Source organism: Streptomyces sp. DG2A-72, from assembly GCF_030499575.1.
GTDB lineage: Bacteria > Actinomycetota > Actinomycetes > Streptomycetales > Streptomycetaceae > Streptomyces.
In genome coordinates, this window is the sequence record NZ_JASTLC010000001.1 from 10,095,977 (window position 1) to 10,113,345 (window position 17,369).

General features: G+C 70.3%; 15 protein-coding genes and 5 pseudogenes. 11 read left to right on the top strand and 9 right to left on the bottom strand.

Annotated features, from left to right (window positions below):
- The first annotated feature begins 446 nt into the window (after positions 1 to 446).
- Positions 447 to 653, top strand: a complete 207-nt coding sequence (locus QQY66_RS50735; protein ID WP_367667055.1) for a DUF2180 family protein — start codon at positions 447 to 449, stop codon at positions 651 to 653.
- A gap of 227 nt (positions 654 to 880) precedes the next feature.
- On the opposite strand, the pseudogene QQY66_RS47845 reads toward QQY66_RS50735, so the two are convergent.
- Positions 881 to 1,053 (bottom strand): annotated as a pseudogene (locus QQY66_RS47845) (aquaporin); the annotation flags it as partial.
- Positions 1,054 to 1,480: 427 nt separating this feature from the next.
- Here QQY66_RS47845 and QQY66_RS47850 point away from each other — a divergent pair.
- Complete coding sequence (locus QQY66_RS47850; RefSeq protein WP_301986846.1) at positions 1,481 to 1,804, top strand: hypothetical protein; 324 nt, start codon at positions 1,481 to 1,483, stop codon at positions 1,802 to 1,804.
- Between the two features lie 9 nt (positions 1,805 to 1,813).
- Entirely contained in the window at positions 1,814 to 2,188 is a 375-nt protein-coding gene (locus QQY66_RS50740; protein ID WP_367667056.1) for a hypothetical protein, read from the top strand.
- A 242-nt stretch (positions 2,189 to 2,430) separates the two neighbouring features.
- On the opposite strand, the gene QQY66_RS47855 is transcribed toward QQY66_RS50740, so the two are convergent.
- Together QQY66_RS47855 and QQY66_RS47860 are read right to left on the bottom strand one after the other, a co-directional pair.
- Complete coding sequence (locus QQY66_RS47855; protein WP_301986848.1) at positions 2,431 to 3,264, bottom strand: alpha/beta fold hydrolase; 834 nt, start codon at positions 3,262 to 3,264, stop codon at positions 2,431 to 2,433.
- A gap of 92 nt (positions 3,265 to 3,356) precedes the next feature.
- Entirely contained in the window at positions 3,357 to 4,157 is an 801-nt protein-coding gene (locus QQY66_RS47860; protein WP_301986849.1) for an alpha/beta fold hydrolase, read from the bottom strand.
- A gap of 405 nt (positions 4,158 to 4,562) precedes the next feature.
- Here QQY66_RS47860 and QQY66_RS47865 point away from each other — a divergent pair.
- The 5 genes and pseudogenes from QQY66_RS47865 to QQY66_RS47885 all read left to right on the top strand — a co-directional run.
- Positions 4,563 to 5,558: pseudogene (locus QQY66_RS47865) on the top strand (class I SAM-dependent methyltransferase).
- Positions 5,559 to 5,725: 167 nt separating this feature from the next.
- Positions 5,726 to 6,687 (top strand): annotated as a pseudogene (locus QQY66_RS47870) (IS110 family transposase); the annotation flags it as partial.
- 547 nt (positions 6,688 to 7,234) lie between these two features.
- Positions 7,235 to 7,522, top strand: a complete 288-nt coding sequence (locus QQY66_RS47875; RefSeq protein WP_301986850.1) for a hypothetical protein — start codon at positions 7,235 to 7,237, stop codon at positions 7,520 to 7,522.
- Between the two features lie 232 nt (positions 7,523 to 7,754).
- The gene (locus QQY66_RS47880) at positions 7,755 to 9,224 is read left to right on the top strand and encodes an NAD(P)/FAD-dependent oxidoreductase (protein WP_301986851.1); all 1,470 of its coding nucleotides are present in this window, start codon (positions 7,755 to 7,757) and stop codon (positions 9,222 to 9,224) included.
- Between the two features lie 533 nt (positions 9,225 to 9,757).
- A pseudogene (locus tag QQY66_RS47885) lies at positions 9,758 to 9,901 on the top strand (sigma factor-like helix-turn-helix DNA-binding protein); the annotation flags it as partial.
- Between the two features lie 147 nt (positions 9,902 to 10,048).
- Here QQY66_RS47885 and QQY66_RS47890 read toward each other — a convergent pair.
- Positions 10,049 to 11,440 carry an amidase gene (locus QQY66_RS47890; protein WP_301986853.1) on the bottom strand — a complete coding sequence of 464 codons (1,392 nt, stop codon included), beginning with the start codon at positions 11,438 to 11,440 and terminating at the stop codon, positions 10,049 to 10,051.
- Positions 11,427 to 11,642: pseudogene (locus QQY66_RS47895) on the bottom strand (hypothetical protein). The gene QQY66_RS47890 and the pseudogene QQY66_RS47895 overlap by 14 nt, the downstream one beginning before the upstream one ends.
- A 145-nt stretch (positions 11,643 to 11,787) precedes the next feature.
- On the opposite strand from QQY66_RS47895, the gene QQY66_RS47900 reads away from it, so the two are divergent.
- Positions 11,788 to 12,744, top strand: a complete 957-nt coding sequence (locus QQY66_RS47900; protein ID WP_301986854.1) for an MBL fold metallo-hydrolase — start codon at positions 11,788 to 11,790, stop codon at positions 12,742 to 12,744.
- A gap of 104 nt (positions 12,745 to 12,848) precedes the next feature.
- Positions 12,849 to 13,634 (top strand): hypothetical protein, encoded by a 786-nt coding sequence (locus QQY66_RS47905; protein WP_301986855.1) that lies wholly within the window; start codon positions 12,849 to 12,851, stop codon positions 13,632 to 13,634.
- A 27-nt stretch (positions 13,635 to 13,661) separates the two neighbouring features.
- Here the strand turns inward: QQY66_RS47905 and QQY66_RS47910 are convergent, their stop codons facing one another.
- On the bottom strand, positions 13,662 to 14,234 hold the full coding sequence (locus tag QQY66_RS47910; protein ID WP_301986856.1) for a TetR/AcrR family transcriptional regulator: 573 nt from the start codon (positions 14,232 to 14,234) through the stop codon (positions 13,662 to 13,664).
- Positions 14,231 to 14,611 (bottom strand): hypothetical protein, encoded by a 381-nt coding sequence (locus tag QQY66_RS47915; RefSeq protein WP_301986858.1) that lies wholly within the window; start codon positions 14,609 to 14,611, stop codon positions 14,231 to 14,233. Before QQY66_RS47915 ends, QQY66_RS47910 begins: the two co-directional genes overlap by 4 nt.
- Between QQY66_RS47915 and QQY66_RS47920 the strand changes: the two genes are divergently transcribed.
- A complete protein-coding gene (locus QQY66_RS47920; RefSeq protein ID WP_301986859.1) occupies positions 14,595 to 15,407 on the top strand; it encodes a hypothetical protein in 813 nt (270 codons plus the stop codon). The two genes, QQY66_RS47915 and QQY66_RS47920, sit on opposite strands and share 17 nt — an antisense overlap.
- On the opposite strand, the gene QQY66_RS47925 is transcribed toward QQY66_RS47920, so the two are convergent.
- On the bottom strand, positions 15,350 to 15,922 hold the full coding sequence (locus QQY66_RS47925) for a sigma-70 family RNA polymerase sigma factor (protein WP_301986860.1): 573 nt from the start codon (positions 15,920 to 15,922) through the stop codon (positions 15,350 to 15,352). The genes QQY66_RS47920 and QQY66_RS47925 overlap by 58 nt on opposite strands.
- Positions 15,923 to 15,960: 38 nt before the next feature.
- Complete coding sequence (locus tag QQY66_RS47930; protein ID WP_301986861.1) at positions 15,961 to 17,313, bottom strand: NAD(P)/FAD-dependent oxidoreductase; 1,353 nt, start codon at positions 17,311 to 17,313, stop codon at positions 15,961 to 15,963.
- Between the last annotated feature and the right edge of the window lie 56 nt (positions 17,314 to 17,369).

Here is a 17,369-nt window from a genome sequence, read left to right on the forward strand (position 1 = left end):
TCCATGACGAGGCGTACGAGAGCCGCAGGACCGGGGCTGGGCCCTTGGGATTGCCCGCGGCCGCCGGGAGGCGGGCGGGGGCGGGCGGCTCCCGTGGTAGTGCACAGCCCCTTCGGTTGTGGTGGTCGCCAAGTGTCGGTCAGGGGTGAGCTGATGGGCGTGGCGCGTAGCGTGGCGGACGTTCTGGCGGTGGTGCGCCGGCTCGGAATCGCTTTGGAGCAGGAGGAGGCCGGTGTCACGCCATTGATCGAATGGCGTGGCGGAGGAGCCGATGCCTGGCCGTAGCCGTGCCGGGCGATCGATGATCTGGCCGCGTTTGGGCGGCTTCTTCGAGGGAACTCCGCGCGGCACCGGACGACATCTGCCGCAGAGGTTGGCGACGGAGGATGACCGATGCCGGTGCCCCAGCCTCTCGTCGGCAGCGTCCTTGGGCGAAAGGTCCGTCCATGAACTGCTATGAATGCGTCCAACAGGGGCGTAGCGAGGTCGCCGTTGCCGTCTGTTACGTGTGTGGTGCGGCTGTCTGCGTCGACCACGTCCGTGCGGAAAGCAAGTTGCTTCGCGGGCCCGCGAGTCCGGGCAAGGTGATCCGCGACTGGCCCGCCCGACAGCTGACCTGCCCGGTGTGCCGAGCGGCGGAGGAGTCGCCGTGACGAGGCCACGGCGATGACAGGCGCCTGGCGACGCCGTGCCGCGCTGGTGGCGTCGGCAGGCGGCACCAGCGTCCAGCAGAGCCGAGGCCGCTGTGTGTCGCGTTCTCCGGCAAAAGGTTCGTCCCGTGGAACGCCGGGCGCAGCGAGAACGAGCCGGTGCGTCCTGAAGTGCCCTGACGGCGGCAGGCATGGGGTGCGTACGCCGGGACCCGGCGGTACGGGGCGGATTACGCATCATCCGCACCCGTCACGGGACGTGTCCGGCCGATTTCGGGTGCGGCGTCCCGTGACGGGTGCGGAGGTGCAGGACGTCGCCGATGAACAGGTCGTAGACCAGCACGCCGATCACTCCGCCGAGAAGTGGTCCGACGATGGGGATCCAGAAGTAGCCGCTGAAAGAGCGGCCAAGGCGCCCGGAGTACCGGGCGGCCGCTCCTTGCAAGCCGCACTCCGGGCTTGTCGCCGCCTCGGCCCGGCCCTCGGAACGGGGACGGAGGACAGTCTTCGTCAGCTGAGGCCCGGGTCCACGTGGATCTTGGGGCCCGGCCCCGCGTCGGCCGGGCGCTCGCCCGCGAGGCTGGCAGGCCCGCAGCCCTGTGACCAGAACTCCCATAACTCACACAGCGGATTGACATGATGAGGAGCCACATGGTGAGGCAAAGCGAGCGCTGACCGTTCTGTCGAGAGCGAGGCCCGTCCCGGCAGTGAGATCAATGCGGGACAAGCCTTGGCTCGGTTCGCGGCGGTGGTAGCCGCATAGCAATGACATGGTCCTTGGTGATCTTCTATGGACGGTGGCTTGACTCAGTTCGTACGGCTCGCACGTCATGCCCGCCATGATCGTCACCGGCCTCGGCTTCGCCGCGTCCCTGCCAGCCGTGCAGAACGCGGCCCTGCACGGCATCTCGGACCATGACGCGGGCCTCGGCTCGGGAGTGACCACCATGGTGCAGCAGGTGGGCGGCGCGCTCGGCCTCGCCACGTTCGCGGCGATCGCGCTCGGCGGGACGCACGGCTCCCACACCGTGGAGTCGGCCGGCGGCCTCGCCGTCGACGGCGTGCGCCTCGCCTTCCGCGTGGCCGCCGTGACCTTGGTGGCGGGTGCGGCTCTCAGTTTCTGGCTCATGCCCGGACGCCGCCGGGAGGAGTGAGCGCGGGGCATGCGCGTCAGGGCAACCCAACAGCGTCGGTGGATTTTGGGTCGGGTCCAAAGCGATCACTCAGCCATCGTCACCGTGGATTTTGGTGGCCGGTCCTCCCCGGGATCGGCCAAGGGCGTGATCGTCTGGTTCGTCCGGCCGATGGATCCCCTTTTTCGGCCGGTGGCGGCGGCGTGCTGGTGGGCACGGACGATGGTGGAGATGCCGGTGCGGATCTCTACTCGAGGTCGGCCCGTCGTAGCTCGCGGGATCAGGGGAGCGAGTAACTCCCACTCCAGATCGGTGAAGACGGACTCTAGAACCGGACCGGCGCGGGATCTCCAGAAGGAGCCGCCTGGTGACATCGATACCGAGGCGGCCGATCACGGACTCTGAGGGCCAGAATCCCGTGTCCATCGTGATCACTGCCGGTCGGCGCGGGGACTCACCCCAGTCCGAGGAGGCCCGCGTCTCCCTACGCAGTCGGGCGGCGAGGCCGGCGAGGTCACCCTGAAGCTCCGCGAAGCACTGCTCGACATCCAGCGGGGTGGGAGCGAGGACAAGCACGGCTGCGCCTTCGGACTCCGTGCTGTTGGGAGACACGGAGTCCGAGGGTGAGGTGCCTGGGTGCGGGGTGGTTATGCGGCGAGGAAGGCGAGGATGGCTTTGTTGACCTCTTCGGCGTGGGTCCAGAGCAGGCCGTGCGGGGCTCCTTCGACGACGACGTACTCGGCCTCGGGGAGTGCGGCGTGGAACGGTTCGGCGGTGGCTTCGATCGGCAGGATCCGGTCCGCGGTGCCATGCAGAATGAGTGCCGGGACGTCGATCTTGGGGAGGTCGGCGCGGAAGTCGGTTGTCCAGGTCGGGACGGCGGCACGTGAGGCGTAGGCGGATGCGCCGGCGGCAGTGTTCCAGTTGGCACGGACGACGTCTTCGCTGATGCGGGTGCCGAGGTTTTCGTCGAGGTTGTAGAAGGCCTGGTAGAAGTCGGTGAAGTAGGCGTAACGGTCGCGCGTGACTGCCGAGAGGATGCCTTCGAAGATTTCGCCGTCGACGCCTGTGGGGTTGTCCTCAGTCTTGAGGAGGTAGGGCTCCAGCGCAGCGAGGAACACCGCCCTGGCTATGCGTGCCGAACCGTAGGTGCCCAGGTAGCGGCCGACTTCTCCGGTTCCCATGGAGAATCCGACCAGGACGGTGTCGGTGAGGTCGAGGGTTTCCAGCACCGTGTGGAGGTCGGCGGCGAAGGTGTCGTAGTCGTAGCCGGTGGTGGGCTGGCTGGACTGGCCGAAGCCGCGGCGGTCGTAGGTGATGACGCGGTGTCCGGCATCGAGCAGTGCGGGCAGTTGCTTCTCCCACGAGTGTCCGTCCAGGGGGTAGCCGTGGATGAGGACGACCGGCTGCCCGGCCCCGTGGTCCTCGTAGTAGAGGTTGATGTCGGTGCTGTTCTCCTGGCCTACGGTGATGAAGGGCATGGCTTCTCCTCTTGAGGACGGTGTGGGGCGAGGTGGGGCGCTGTGGGCCGGCAGGAGACGCTGTGCCTCTCCTGCCGGGCCGGGGCTGTGGGTCAGCGGCCGGTTGTGTTGGCGGCCTGCTGGATGATGCGGCTGACGACGTCGGGGCGCGAGACGGGGACCGCGTGAGAGGCCTTGACTTCGACGGTGTGTGCGTCGGCGCGCTCGGACATGAAGCGCTGGGAGGCCGGCGGGATGTTGAGGTCCTGGGTGGCGATCAGCGACCAGGAAGGAATGGTCTTCCAGGCGGCCTTGGTGGCCTTCTCCTCCAGTGCCGCGGCGGCGATGGGACGCTGCGTGGCGGCCATCAGGGAGGCCTGGCTCTGGGAGACGTCAGCGGCGAACTGCTGACGAAACTTGTCAGGCTTGATGTACACGTCGTTGCCACTCGAACCGCCCGGCAGCCTGTAGGGCACCGCCTCGATGGCATCGCCGAGAGTGCTGCCGGGGAACTTGTTCGACAGCCCTAATGAGGTCTCGCCCGTATCGGGCAGGAACGCGGCGATGTAGACCAGCGCCTTGACCTTGTCCTCGTGGCCCACGGCCGCGTCACTGATCACCGTGCCGCCGTAGGAGTGGCCCACCATCACCACTGGTCCGTCGATGCGGTCCACGACGCTGCGCAGATAGCCGGCGTCACTGGCGGGTCCGCGCAGGGGGTTCGCCGCCGCCACTACCGGATACCCCGACTTCTGCAGCCGCTTGATCACGCCGTTCCAGCTGGAGGTGTCCGCGAACGCACCGTGTTCCAGCACGATCGTCGGCTTCGCCCCCGACCCCGCCCTCGCACCAGACCCGCCCGACGCACCCGCCGTACCGGACAACGACACAGCGGCGATGACACCAGCGACCACGCCAGCCGCCACCACACCCCCCACAGAACGACCGAACACCTGACGAGCCGAAGAAACACGAGACATTTGCTTACCCTTCGCTGGGAAGAAGCTGATGAGGTACGGGACGTTGGAGGCGAGCCGTGCTGCTCGCATGCGCTTGCTCCCCAACTAAAAGCAGTTGGTTAGCTTTAAGTAGCGTAGGTCCTGCCGCCTCCTAACGCAAGGACTTAGCTTTAGCGTGGCTCCGGGCCCTCCCTACCGACAACTACGTGGTGCCAACCAATCGGTTCATGCCAACCGATCGGTTCACTCGTGGGCCGGAGGCTGGACACGATGCATGGTTGCGTTCCTTTCTCGGGGCGCGGCCGTAGAGCGGAACGGACCGTCGCCGACTCGGCGGCAGGCGGTATCGAGAGGAGTCCGATGGCCGAGGCAGCCGCAATCCTGGCGCGTTTCACCGAACAGGTGCTGGGCGTGCCCCGGCCCGTGGGCATCCGCCTCTGGGACGGAAGTACGGTGGGGCCCGCGGATGGGCCGGTCTTCGTCCTGCGCGACCGCTGAGCCCGGCGGCGGTACCGCGGCGGTCCGCAGACTGCTGGGCGTGCTGACAAGCCCCGGATGCGTACGCGTGCTGAGCCCGACGCTGAGCCTCGCGGGCCGGCGCACAGCCTGCGACGTGACAGGGTGGCCATCAGCCACCACTACGACGTGGGCAACGACTTCTACTCCCTGGTGCTTGGCCCCTCGCTCGTCTACTCCTGTGCCTACTGGGAGGGGCAACCGTCGTCCGGCGACACGCTGGAGCAGGCCCGGGAGGCCAAGCTGGACCTCGTCTGCCGCAAGCTCGCCCTGCGCGAGGGGCAGCGGCTGCTCGACGTGGGATGCGGGTGGGGCACGCTGGCCATGTACGCGGCCGGACACTACGGCGTACGGGGTCGTAGGGGGTCACGATCTCCGGCGAGCAGGCCGCGTCGGCGCGAGAGCGGGCGCCGCGGCGGGGCTCGGCCACCTGGTGGAGATCAGAGTGCAGGACTACCGGGAGACCGAGAACTCCTTCGATGCGATCAGCTCGATCGGCATGGCCGAGCATGTAGGCAGGGAGTGGTACCGCTCATACGCGGATGTCCTGCACAGGTGGCTCCCGTCGGCTCCACCGTGTTGCTGGAGTCCCTGCGCGAGCACTACGCCCTCACTCTGCGCGCGTGGGTGGCCGATCTCGAAGCGCGCTGGGACGAGGCGGTCCGGCTGACCTCGCCCGGGCGGGCCCGGGTATGGCGCCTGTACATGGCAGCCTCGGCGATCGGGTTCGAGAACAACACTATGGGCGTCAACCAGGTACTGGCCGTCAGGACCTCCGGTGTCGGCCGGTCACGAAAGAGTCTGATACGCATGCTCGAAGCAACACTTCCGAGCACCTGACGAGCGGGTCCCCGGCGTCCTGCTGGTTGGCGGGCTCTGACCGCCAAGCGGTCGCGACGTCGGCCGGACAGCCGCACCCGATTTTCCCGCCCTCGGGGCGACGTCCTGTCGGCGGAGTGTTCCTCGGACCGTGGACGGACTCGGCGCGCAGGAACGGAGCGACACGGGTGACCGAACGGCACACACGCACATGGGTCGGCATCGATGCCGCCCGGGGGAAGGCCGACGAGGTGCGCTGGGCAGTGGATATCTCCGGCCGGGCCTCCGCCCTGCTGCTGGCACTGCTCATCGGCCACGGTCAGCAGGTCGTCCACGTGCCCGGCCGCACCGTCCACCGGGATGACCAGCGTTGACCGCGGCGAGGCAAGACCGATACCAAGGACGCCCTGGTCATCGCCGAACAGGCCCGGATGCGCCGGGACTTCGCCCCGATCGATACCCCGCCCGAGCAGGTCTCCACGCTGCAACTGCTGACCGGCTACCGCCGTGACCTGATGGCCGACCGCGTCCGGCTGGTGACCCGGCTGCGGGATCTGCTGGTCGGCATCTGCCCGGCATTGGAGAGGGTTTCGACTACTCCGCCGCCAAAGGTCCGGTCGTCATGCTGACCGAGTACCAGCCCTCGGCCGCACTGCGCCGCAGCGGCGCCAAACGGCTCACTACCTGGCTGGAGCGCCGCAAGGTGCACAGCGCAGGCACGGTTGCGTCCAAGGCGGTTGAGGCTGCCCAGTTCCAGACGGCCGCTCTCCTCGCCGAGGCCCGGGCCGCGAAGCTGACACGCGACCTGGCCCACCAGTTGCTTGCCCTGGACGAGCGGGTCAAGAACAGCGACCGGGAGATCCGCGAGACCTTCCGCCTTGACGAGCGTGCCGAGATCATCGAGTCCCGGCCCGGCACGGGCCCGATCCTGGGCGTCGAGTTCGTCGCCGTTGTCGGCGACCTGCCTGGTTCCCGGTGCGACGCCGGCCGCCGCACCGGGAAATACGACTACTACCTCAAGAAGCGAGCCGAGGGGCTGATTCATACCCAGGCGCTACTCGCTCTCGCTCGCCGTCGGGTCGACGTGCACTGGGCGATGCGGCGTGACAAGAGACTGTTCACCCCCCTCGCACCGGTCTCGCAGACGGCTGACACGGTCAACGACGCCGAGTACCACGACCTCGGAGCGGACTACTTCCTGCAGCCAACCGGCCGGGCCCGCCAGACGCGGCGCCTGGTCAGCCAGCTCAATCGAATCAGAGTCCACTCGACTAGACGTGAGGCAGGCCGAGTGCGGCAGGAGGGTGATGCCCGGGAGAGCTCGCGGCGCCGGGAACCAACACGCTGCAGGCCGTGCCGACACAGGGCGCCGAACCGCCGGTGCTCCTGCCCGGGGAATCGGTGAGTATGGTCGGTCGTATCGGACCCGTGAGCGTCAGCAGTGCCGTCACCAGCACCCACGCCGCCGTCCACCGCTCCGACCGTGTCGAGCCGGGCGACTTCGCCGTCCTGACCGTGCGGCCACCAAGCGGAACCTGCTCCAAGCGGTCAACGGCACTGTCAGAGCTGGGCAGTTCCTCAACTGAGGGTACGTAAGGACTCCCGACGGCCGAACTGGGCTCCACGGCCGCGTCCGGCCAGGGTTCGCCGAGCTGAACCCGGAACGATCCGCCCCGCGGAACTTCATCAACCAGCGCTTGTTCACCGTGATCGGGATTCTGGACCCGGTGACGCCGGCGGCCGGCATCGACCGTTCGGGGCTGGTCGGCTGGGAGGCCGCAGGTGACCAGCTCCGGTTCGACGGCCACCCCACGGTGACAGGGGTGGCCAACACCATGTTCCTCTCCGTCCTCGTCAGTCCCTCACCGAGTCCGTCGCCCTCTCCTTCCTGGGCGGCGTGGCAGGAGACCGTGCTGGGTGCTCTGACCGTCCTCGGCTACGTCGGCTACCAGGGCTGGTCCCGCTCATCCCCGCACTCGCGGTGACCGGCGGCTACGCCGGCGCGGTCCTGGTGGGCATGGCCGCCGGTGTCTACCCGTCGATCGGTGCCTCCCGACTGACGCCGACCGAGGCGTTGGCGGCGACGTGAGTCCTGCCTGGATGTCGGCGGCGGCCCCCGGCCCCGGCGTGTGGCGTGGCAACTGAGCAGGAAACCGGTCTGGAAGGTGAGCAGTTATCCGGCGAAAGGTGAGGGCATTCCCAGACGAAGGAGTTCCCATGGCCCACGTAGTGATCATCGGAGCCGGTCCTGTCGGCCTTGTCACCTCGATGCTGCTTGCCTCGGACGGGCATCGCGCGACCGTGCTCGACCGGGATCCCGCCGCCGCACGCACGATGGAGGCGGCCATCGGTGGCGACTGGCGACGGCCCGGCGTCAAGCAGTTCGGCCACACACACATCCTCATGCCGGGCGGCTTCCGTCTCCTCGACAAGGAGCTGCCGGGCGCCGTCGACCGTATCCGCGAGGCGGGCGGCTACACGTACAGCATGCTCTCCGGCGCCTGGACGGTGCCGAGTGCCGGCCCGCGACAGGCGGGGGACGAGCGTTTCGAGACCGTCACCGCCCGGCGCCCGGTTCTGGAGGCAGCGCTGTTCGACACCGCGGCCGAGACGCCCGGGGTACGCATCCTCGGCGGGGCCAAGGTGGTGTCCCTGCTCGTGGGCGAGGCCCGCACGTCCGGCCGCCCGCACATCGCCGGAGTGGTCACCGATTCCGGGGCCCGGATCGAGGCCGACCTCGTGGTCGATGCCTCTGGTCGGCGGACCGACGTACCCGATCTCCTCGCGCAGGTCGGCGGCGCACCCGAAGTAGTCCGCGAGGAGGCCGGGTTCCGCTACTACACGCGGTACTTCCGCGCCGACGAGCGGGGAGTGCCGGCCCCGCGGACCTGGCCGCTGACCCACCACAACAGCATCTCGATCGTCACCGCCCCCGGCGACGGCGACACCTGGTCGACCACCCTCGTCACCTCCGACCGCGACCAGGAGCTCCGCCCGCTGAGGCGCGCGGACGTGTGGAACCGCGTGCTCGCCCTCTATCCGCACGCCGCCCACTGGAACGAAGGCATCCCGCTGACCGACGTACACGTGATGGGCGGCACCCACAACACGCTGCGCTGCCTGGTCGCCGACGAACAGCCCGTCGTCACGGGGATCCTGGCGATCGGGGACGCCCGGATGACCACCAACCCGCAGTTCGGTATGGGCATGACGACCGGTCTGCGGCACGCCGTACGGCTGCGTGACGTGCTGCGCCTGCTCGGTACGGACGACGCCGTCGAGCTCGCCCTGCGCGTCGACCGTGGCATCGACGAGGAGTCCGGGCCCGGGTGGGCGGACGACACCGCCTGGACCCGGCACCGCATAGCCGAGATCGACGCCGAGATGCGTGGCGAGCGCTATGTCACGGACGACCCGGCCTGGGCGCTGCGCACCGCGGTGGAGGCCGTCTTCCTGAAGGACCCCGACATCCTGCGCGCCTGGGGCGACGTCGGTTCCATGCTCGCCACCGGCGACGCGGCCTTCGTGGAGACCGGCCTGGTGGAGCGGGTCATCCGGCTGGGGGCCGACGCACCCCGCTACGCCGAGCCGGGCCCCAACCGGGCCGAGCTGCTCGCCGCCGTGCGCGACGGGGAGCCGGGCCCGAACCGGGGGAGGCTGCTGGTCGCCGTGCGTGACGGGGAGTGAGGCGGCGCCGACCGGGCGCCGCCCGGCGCCCGGCCGACTTGCCTTCATGGGCGCTGCCGGGCGGTGGGCCGGATGCGGCAACCGGCGCGTGCCGGGGCCGGAGGACGCTCGTACCGTCCGCGTACACGGGAGGAGCACCCTGGCCGCACTTTGACAACATCGCGGCACGGGCCGACCGACACCGCGGTGTCCGGCTCATCGAGGCGCGGCAGTACCGTCCCGCAGCGGGCGACACACACGCGCGAGCGGCCCACGGGCCGGTGTCCGGCGGCGGCGTTTCCACGGCGATCCGGCGCAGGCCCCGCCGGTGTGAACCCGCCCTTGTCTCCACCCGGGGCACGCCCCGATGAACTTGGTCGATGGACGAGGACGCCACCGGATGAGGCGGACCACGGACGCGGTGCCCGGCATGAGCACCGCGGTATGACGAAGCAGTCCAACGAGTCCCTGAGCGACAGATGTGAGGAGTTCATCCGAGAGCTGTACGCCGCGCGCGGAACCCTGTTGCTGCGATACGCCGCAGGCCTCCTGAACTGAGCGAGCAGCACCGCGAGATCATCAAGCTCATGTAGTACCTGGAGTGCAGCGTGGCCCAGGTCTCGGCACACCTCGGCATCCCGCCGGGCACGGTCAAGTCCCGCTCCTACTACGCGCTGCGCGCCCTGCGGAAGGAACTGGCCGACCGGGCCTCTCGTTGCCCAGTGTGGGCTTCCCTGCTCGCTTCCCTGCTCGGGTGTCGGCGACGGCCGGCCGGTATGAGGTTCGAGCACCAGGAGAAGGGAACCGCCTGCCGGGGCCGTGCGGGCGCGCCCGGCCGTCTCCTTCTACGTCACCGGCGCAACGCCGCGGGCGGTCCCGGTCCGCTCGTACGCGTGGCCCGCGCGCAGCAGCGCGGCCTCGCCCAGGGGCCTGCCCATGAGCTGCATGCCGATCGGCAGGCCCGCCGAGTCCTGCCCGACCGGCAGGGTCAGCGACGGCACCCCGGTGATGCTCGCCGGGGCCGACAGCCGTACATACGCGTCGGAGACGCTCTCTTCCGTGCCGTCGTCCCAGGTCACGGTGGACTGGCCGGCCTTCACGGCCGTCAGGGGCACGGTCGGCGCGGCGACCATGTCGACCGTGTCCAGCATGCGCTGCCAGGCCTGCCGCATGAGCGTGCGGGCGCGCTGGGCCCGCAGGTAGTCCCCGGCGGTCATGAGTTCGCCCGCCTCCAAGAGAACGCGGACGTCCGCCGCGTACAGCTCGGGCACCGTCCGCAGCGTCCGCTCGTGGTAGGCGGTGGCCTCGGGGACCATCAGCCCCCACTGGGTCGCCTGGATGTAGCGCGTCATCGGGATCTCCACCTCGACGAGCCGCGCGCCGAGCGCCTCCAGCCGGCCGATCGCGTGCCGTACGGCGGCCTCGACCTCGGAGTCGACCCGGTCGAAGTAGTAGCTGCCCGGCACGCCGATCCGCAGCCCTGTCAGGTCCGTGCCGGGTCCGGGCCGGTAGTCCACGGGCGGTGCCGCCACGGATGCGGGGTCCCGAGGGTCGTGGCCGACCAGGGCGGCCAGGACCAGCGCGGCGTCCTCCACCGTGCGCGTGATGGGCCCGACATGGTCGAGCGACCAGGCCAGCGAGGTGATGCCGTGCCGGGAGACCAGCCCGTACGTCGGCTTCAGGCCGACCACTCCGTTCAGTGCGGCGGGCACCCGGATCGACCCTCCGGTGTCGGTGCCCAGTGCGAACGCCGCAGCCCCGGCGGCCACGGCGACGGCCGAACCGCCGCTGGAGCCGCCGGCCACCCGGCCCTGGTCCCAGGCGTTACTGGTCTGCGGCGTGGTCAGGCCGTAGGCGAACTCGTGCGTGTGGGTCTTTCCGACGAACGCCACGCCGGCTGCCGTCAGTCGTGCGGCGACCGCGCTGTCCGCCTCCGCCCGGTGGTCCGCGCGTACCCGGGAGCTCGCCGTGGTCGCCATCCCGGCCACGTCGATCAGATCCTTCAGCCCCGCGGGGATGCCGTGCAGCGGCCCCCTGACGCCGTCGGCGGCGACCTCGTGCGCAGCCTGCCGCGCCGCGCTGCGCGCGTGGTCGGCCGTCACCAAGGTGTAGGCCCGCAGGCGGGGTTCGACCCGCTCGATACGTTCCAGCACGGAGTCCACCAGCTCGACCGGGGACAGCTGCCGGGTCCGTACGGCCCCGGCCGCGTCGGCGACGGAGAGCTCATACGGCTCCATCGTGCCGCTCCTCTCCCGCACACGCGCGGTACGCGGCGGACGGCGGCGTATCGCCGAAGTCCAGCTCCCGCAGGACGGAGACGACGGACAGGATGTGGTCGGCGGTGGCCGCCACTGCCGCGTGGCGTTCGGGGGGAAGCGGGAGCCCGGATCGTGCGGCCTAGCGGGCCGCCTCCGAGGGTGTGAGGTCAGCGGCGGACATGTCTGTGCCCTTCCTGATCTTCCTGATCGGGCGGAGCGGCGACTGCCACCCCGCCTTAAAGCTAACAGCTTGCGTTAGTCGTCGGTAGGTCCTACGGTCCTCTTAAGGCAAACCAATTGCTTTTGAGGTGAAGGAAACCGCCACCATGCGCACATCACCGCTCACCGAGACCGCCGCGCCCCCCACCGCCCAGCCGTCGGCCACCGTCCCGTCCTGGACCGTCGGCGACATCACCGTCCACCGCGTCGACGAGATCCCCTTGCCCCGGCAGACCGGCCCCTGGCTGCTGCCGGGCGCCACCGCGGACGTTGTGTCCCAACAGGACTGGCTGCGGCCCGACTTCGCGGACCGCGAAGGGGTCCTACGCCTCGACAGCCACAGCTTCGCGCTGGTCACGGACGGACTGCGTGTTCTCGTCGACACCGGCATCGGCAATGGCAAGACACGGGCGAACCCGGCATGGCACAACCTCCGTACCGACTACCTCGCCCGCCTCACGGACGCCGGATTCCCCCCGGACTCCGTCGACCTGGTGGTCCTGACTCATCTGCACACCGACCACGTCGGCTGGAACACCCGGGCGGCGGACGGCGCATGGGTGCCCACGTTCCCCAACGCCCGCTACCTCACGGCGAAGGCCGAATACGACTTCTGGGCCGGCTACGACATGGACGCGGCGCGGCGAGCCATGTTCCGCGACTCCGTGTACCCGATCGAGGACGCGGGCCTGCTCGACCTCGTCGATGTGCCGGCCGAGGGCGTCGGCATCGCCGCCGGTCTGCGCCTGGTGCCCGCCCCGGGGCACACCCCCGGTCACGTCGCCGTCCAGGTGGGCGGCGGAGACGATATGGCCCTGATTACCGGGGACTGCTTCCATCATCCGGTTCAGCTGGCGCATCCGGGCATCGGCAGCTGCGTCGACATCGACCCCGTACAGGCGGAGGCGACCCGCCGCCGGCTGCTCGCCTCGCTCGCCGACACCGGCACGCTCGTTCTCGGCACCCACTTCCCCGCCCCGACCGCCGGCCATGTGGTCACCCGGGGGCACACCTACCGACTGGAGCCGGTACGCGCCGACGGCCCGGCCATCGCCACGGTCTGACCCGTGCGTGACCCGGGCCCCCGGTTTCTCGGCGGCGGGACGACCACGGGGAGTGCCTCGCCCGACGCCCCGCTCACCAGGCAGTCCTGGTTCTGCCGGCACCGATGTCGCCCCCGGTTGTCGACGCCGCCTGGGCGCATGCGCGTTCCGCGGCCCCGCTGAGGCCCGGCGAGCACTTGGCGCTGGCCCGTTTCTCCGTGCATCCGCCGCTCTATCAGCGCACCTCGGCGCCGATGGACCTGATGCACTGGCGTGCGCTGGGTGAGATCTTCCGGGCCGACCGGTTGCCCTGGACGTTCGTCGTCATGCGCGACAACGGGTACTGGGACGACTACCTGAGCTACTTCGCCATGCCGCCCGCTGCCCGACGGCCCCACGTCGGGCAGCACGCCTATGCGCTCTTCAGCCACGACTGGCGGGCTCAACCGGTCGGCTCGTGGCTGGAGGCCAGGTCGAACGCCACCCTGACCGACGACCCCGCGTCGAGGACACCGTCCCGCACACCGGAGCATGACGAGGAACTGGTCGTGCTGTCCAGACCGGAGTTCGACACCGCGGTCCGCGACGCCCTGCGCGCCCTCCGGCGTCCGGACGCGCTCGCCGCCAACCCCCTCAACCGCAGCCGCCTGGTCACCGATAGCGGTACGAATCTCGCCGGACTGCTCGCCTCCGCCGTCGACGCCGTCCGGGAAGGACGCTCGGGCGACAAGCATCACGGGGCCCTCGGCATCACGTACCTCGAAGGAACCCCGAGCCAGGAGGCCGCCGCCGAACGCATCGGACTGCCGTTCAGCACCTACCGCAGACACCTCTCGAGCGGGATCGATCGCCTCACCGACCTCCTGTGGCGCAGCGAGCTGAACGGAACGAGGATCGCCGAGGCGAACTAGCCGACGCCCCGTCGGCGTAACGGCCGGTCAGCCGGCCGTTACGCGTCGCTCCAGCGCTTCCCCGACCAGACGGTGTGCGTAGGCGGCGGTCAGACCGTCGGGACGGAAGAGGATGCGGTACATGATCGGTGCCACGACCCGGTCGATGACGGTCTCGGCGTCCGGAGTGTCCTCGTCGCGCTCCGTGGCCCGGCCGAGAATGATGCCGACCTGCTCGGCCGCGTACGCCGAGCACCGGCCCGCGTTGTCACCGTCGGGGTCGCCGAGCAGGGCGTCGCGGATGTAGGCGCGGCCCGCGGGCGAGGCCATCTCGTCGAGGAACTGCTCGGCCCAGTTCCGCAGGTCCGCCGACAGGGATCCGTGGTCCTCCGGCGGAGCCTCCGGACGCAGACGCTCCACGGCGACGTCCGACAGCAGTTCCTGGAGGTCGCCCCAACGGCGATAGATCGTCGAGGGAGTGACGCCGGCACGGGCGGCGATCAGGGGAACGGTCAACGCCGGCCGGCCCACTTCCGCTTCCAGCTCGCGCACCGCGGAGTGGACCGACGCCTGGACGCGGGCGCTGCGGCCGCCGGGACGCACCATCGATTTGCGACTCATGCATCTATCTTAAAGCAAAGATATTGCTTCATGGCGGGAGGAGTCCTGGCCTCCTGACCTTGGCGCACCGCACCCCCCTCGCGCCGCGCCTGCCGTTCGTCCTGGACGGTGTTCTTCAGCGCGTACACCGTGGCGCTGCTGGTCTCCCTGCTCACCACCGGCGCGCTGTCCGGCGCCCCGTTCTTGTGGGCGCGTTGGCCCTGGAAGAGGCCTCGATGGCCGCCTTCGCCGTCGCCGACGGCACGGATGCGCTCATCGCCGCCCGTGTCCTGCAGGGACTTGCCACCGGCGCGGCCACCAGCGCGGCGGGCGCCGGGCTCGTCGATCTCGACGCGCCGACGCGTCCCGGCCGGGGTCCTCGTGGCCACGCTGCTCATCCGCTACGCACCCGGCCCGACCTCCACCGTGTATGTCGTGCTGATGCTCGTCTCACCGCGCAGGCCGTCGCCGCCGCGCTCTCCAGAGACAGCCCGCCCGCACGCCGGGGCCTGGCGCTCCCTGCGCCCGCGCGTCACCGTCTCACCCGTGTCCCGCCGCGCCCTTCTGCTCAGCGGCGGGGGCGTCGTCGCCGTATGGGCGCTGGGCGGTTTCTACTCGTCCCTCGGCCCGGCCTTCGTCCGCCTGCTGGCTCCCGACGCCCCGCGCGCGGCGGGCGGCATGGTCTTCTTCGCCCTGGCTCTGTCCGCGGCCCTCACGGTGTGGGCCACGCGCGGACTGCGACCCGTGACCGCCACGCTCCTCGGCCGCGCCGCGGTCCTGCCCGCCGTCGCCCTGACTCTGGCCGCCCTGCGGCTGATGTATCTGCCCGCCGTATTCACCGCGGCCGTGCTGGCCGGCGTCGCCTTCGGCGCGGTGTCGCAGGGCTCGCTGCGCATGGTTCTCGCCCCGGTCCCGCGGCCGGACCGGAGCACCACCCTGGCCGCGTACTACGTCCTCAGCCATGTGGCGATGAGCCTGCCAGCGGTGGGCGCGGGCCTCCTCACGGAGCGGTACGGGCTGCGGATCGCGGCCCATGTGTACGCCGCCCTCGTCGCCGTGCTCGCCACGGCCGCGGCGGTCGTCCTCGCCGTGGCGCCGCGCCGCGCGTCCGCGTTCGGCGCGCGGCTGCTCCTGGGTCAGGACCGGACGACACCGCGTGCACGGAGGGTGTCGCGCAGTGCCCGCAGAGCGTAGTAGCTGCGTGATTTGACGGTGCCCGGTGGGATGCCGAGGTGTTCGGCGGCCTGTACGACGCTGTAGCCGCGGTAGTACGTCAGGGTGAGCACCTTGCGCTGGGCGGGGGTGAGCAGGCTGAGCGCGTCCAGCACGATCTGCGTGGTGAGCATGCGATCGATGGCATCGTCGACCGGCAGATCGAGATCCTCGATGGCCTGGGTCTCCGAGGGCCGGATGAGCTGGGCGCGGTGGTGGTCGATGGCGAGGTTCCGCACGACGGTGAACAGCCAGGGACGGATGGACACCGGATCTGTGCCGGCGGAGGCGAAGTGCCGCCACGCGCGAGCGGTGGCTTCCTGCAGCAGGTCCTCCGCCTTGTGCCAGTCGCCGCCCAGCAGGCGGGCCGCGTAGCGCAGCAGCGGGGTGGCGTGGTGGTGGTAGAGGGCACGTACGAATTCCTCGCAGTCGTCGGACCGCGGAGGGCCGGGACTTGCACCGGGTATCGGTGTTCCGGCTTCCGGAGTCCGACTCATGTTCTGAGACCCTTTGCTCATCAGTGGACCAGTCCTCCTCATACGCCGGTGCCGCTTCGCGCGAGCGTCTCCACGAGCTGGGCGCGGGACGGGCCTGTCCGAGTGGAGGAGGCGGCGTCGGCCGCCACCGCGGAGAACCGGGCCAGCAGATCGCGGGCGAGACCCGCGGGTTTCGTGTCCGGTCCGGGCGGCGCCCCGGATACGGCAGCCGCCCCGGGAAGGCCCCGCCGGCTCCCCGGGCGGTCCGAAAACCAGCCGTCTCCTGCCTGTAGTCCCTCCTCCCACTCGGTGATCCGGTGGTGGAGCGGCGCCAGCAGATCCTCGGTGAGGCGGTCGAACCGTACGGCGACCTCCTCCGGGCCGCCCTGCCGCACGGCGTCCCTCAGCAGGACGGCGTGCAGCAGTCCCATCGACGGCCCCAGACCGAGCAGGGGATTGGTCGCGGCCCATGCGTCGCCGACGCTCGCCGTTCCGGTCGCCACCGGGCGGCCACGCAGGACGAAACGCCGGTAGCAGCTCTCCAGGCGGGAGGTGACCCACACACCGGGAAGAGGGCTTCCGCCGAGGCGCGGCAGCAGCGGCGCGTACAGCCCGGCCGCCCGGTTCCACGCGGACGGTCCAGCGAGCAGGTACAGCTCCAGGTCTTCGTCGCCGATGCACAGCGTCATCGACCACTGCCCGTGGCCTGCGGACAGCACACCGACGGAAACGCCGTCGAAGTGGTGAAGAGACCACCTCGCCCGTCCGGCAGAGGTCTCGGCCGAACCGAAATGGCGGGTGTAGAACCGAAAGCCGGTGTCCTGGCGTTCCTCGTGCGGTCGGGGCGCGCCCACCTCGCTCAGCAGCCTGACCATCCGAGACTCGCGGCCGGCCGCGTCGACGACCAGATCGGCGAGCACGGCCTTGCCCGTGTCCGTCAGGACCCCTTGGATGTGCGGCCTGCCGGGGATACGTTCCGTGCCGGTCGTCAGCAGGGCGGCGACACCGACTCCGCGTTCGGTCCTGACGCCCCGCGTACGCGACAACTCCTCGCTCAGCATCGACGAGACGACCGTGCGGTGCGCGACCAAGTCCGTTCCCCCCTCGATGACGGTGCTCGCCGATGCGAGTTTCCGGGCGATGCCGGGCAGCTCGCGGGACACCATGCGCATGGCTCCGGGAAGCATCAGAAGAGGGGGTTCTCTGGTCGCGCGCAGCCGGTCGGACACGGTCGGGAGCTGCCCTCGGGTGCCCGGATCCGCCGACGGGGGAGGGACAGGCCGCTGGTCCAGAACCGTTACCTGATGGCCCCCCGCCGCCAGCAACAGGGCGACCACCGCGCCCACCGGACCCGCACCGCACACCACGACATGCATCACACAGCCCTCCGTCGATCTGGACGGTGTGAGCATGTCGGCTTCCGCTGCTCACTTCCCAGACCGGTTTCCTGCTCAAACGCGGCCCGCCG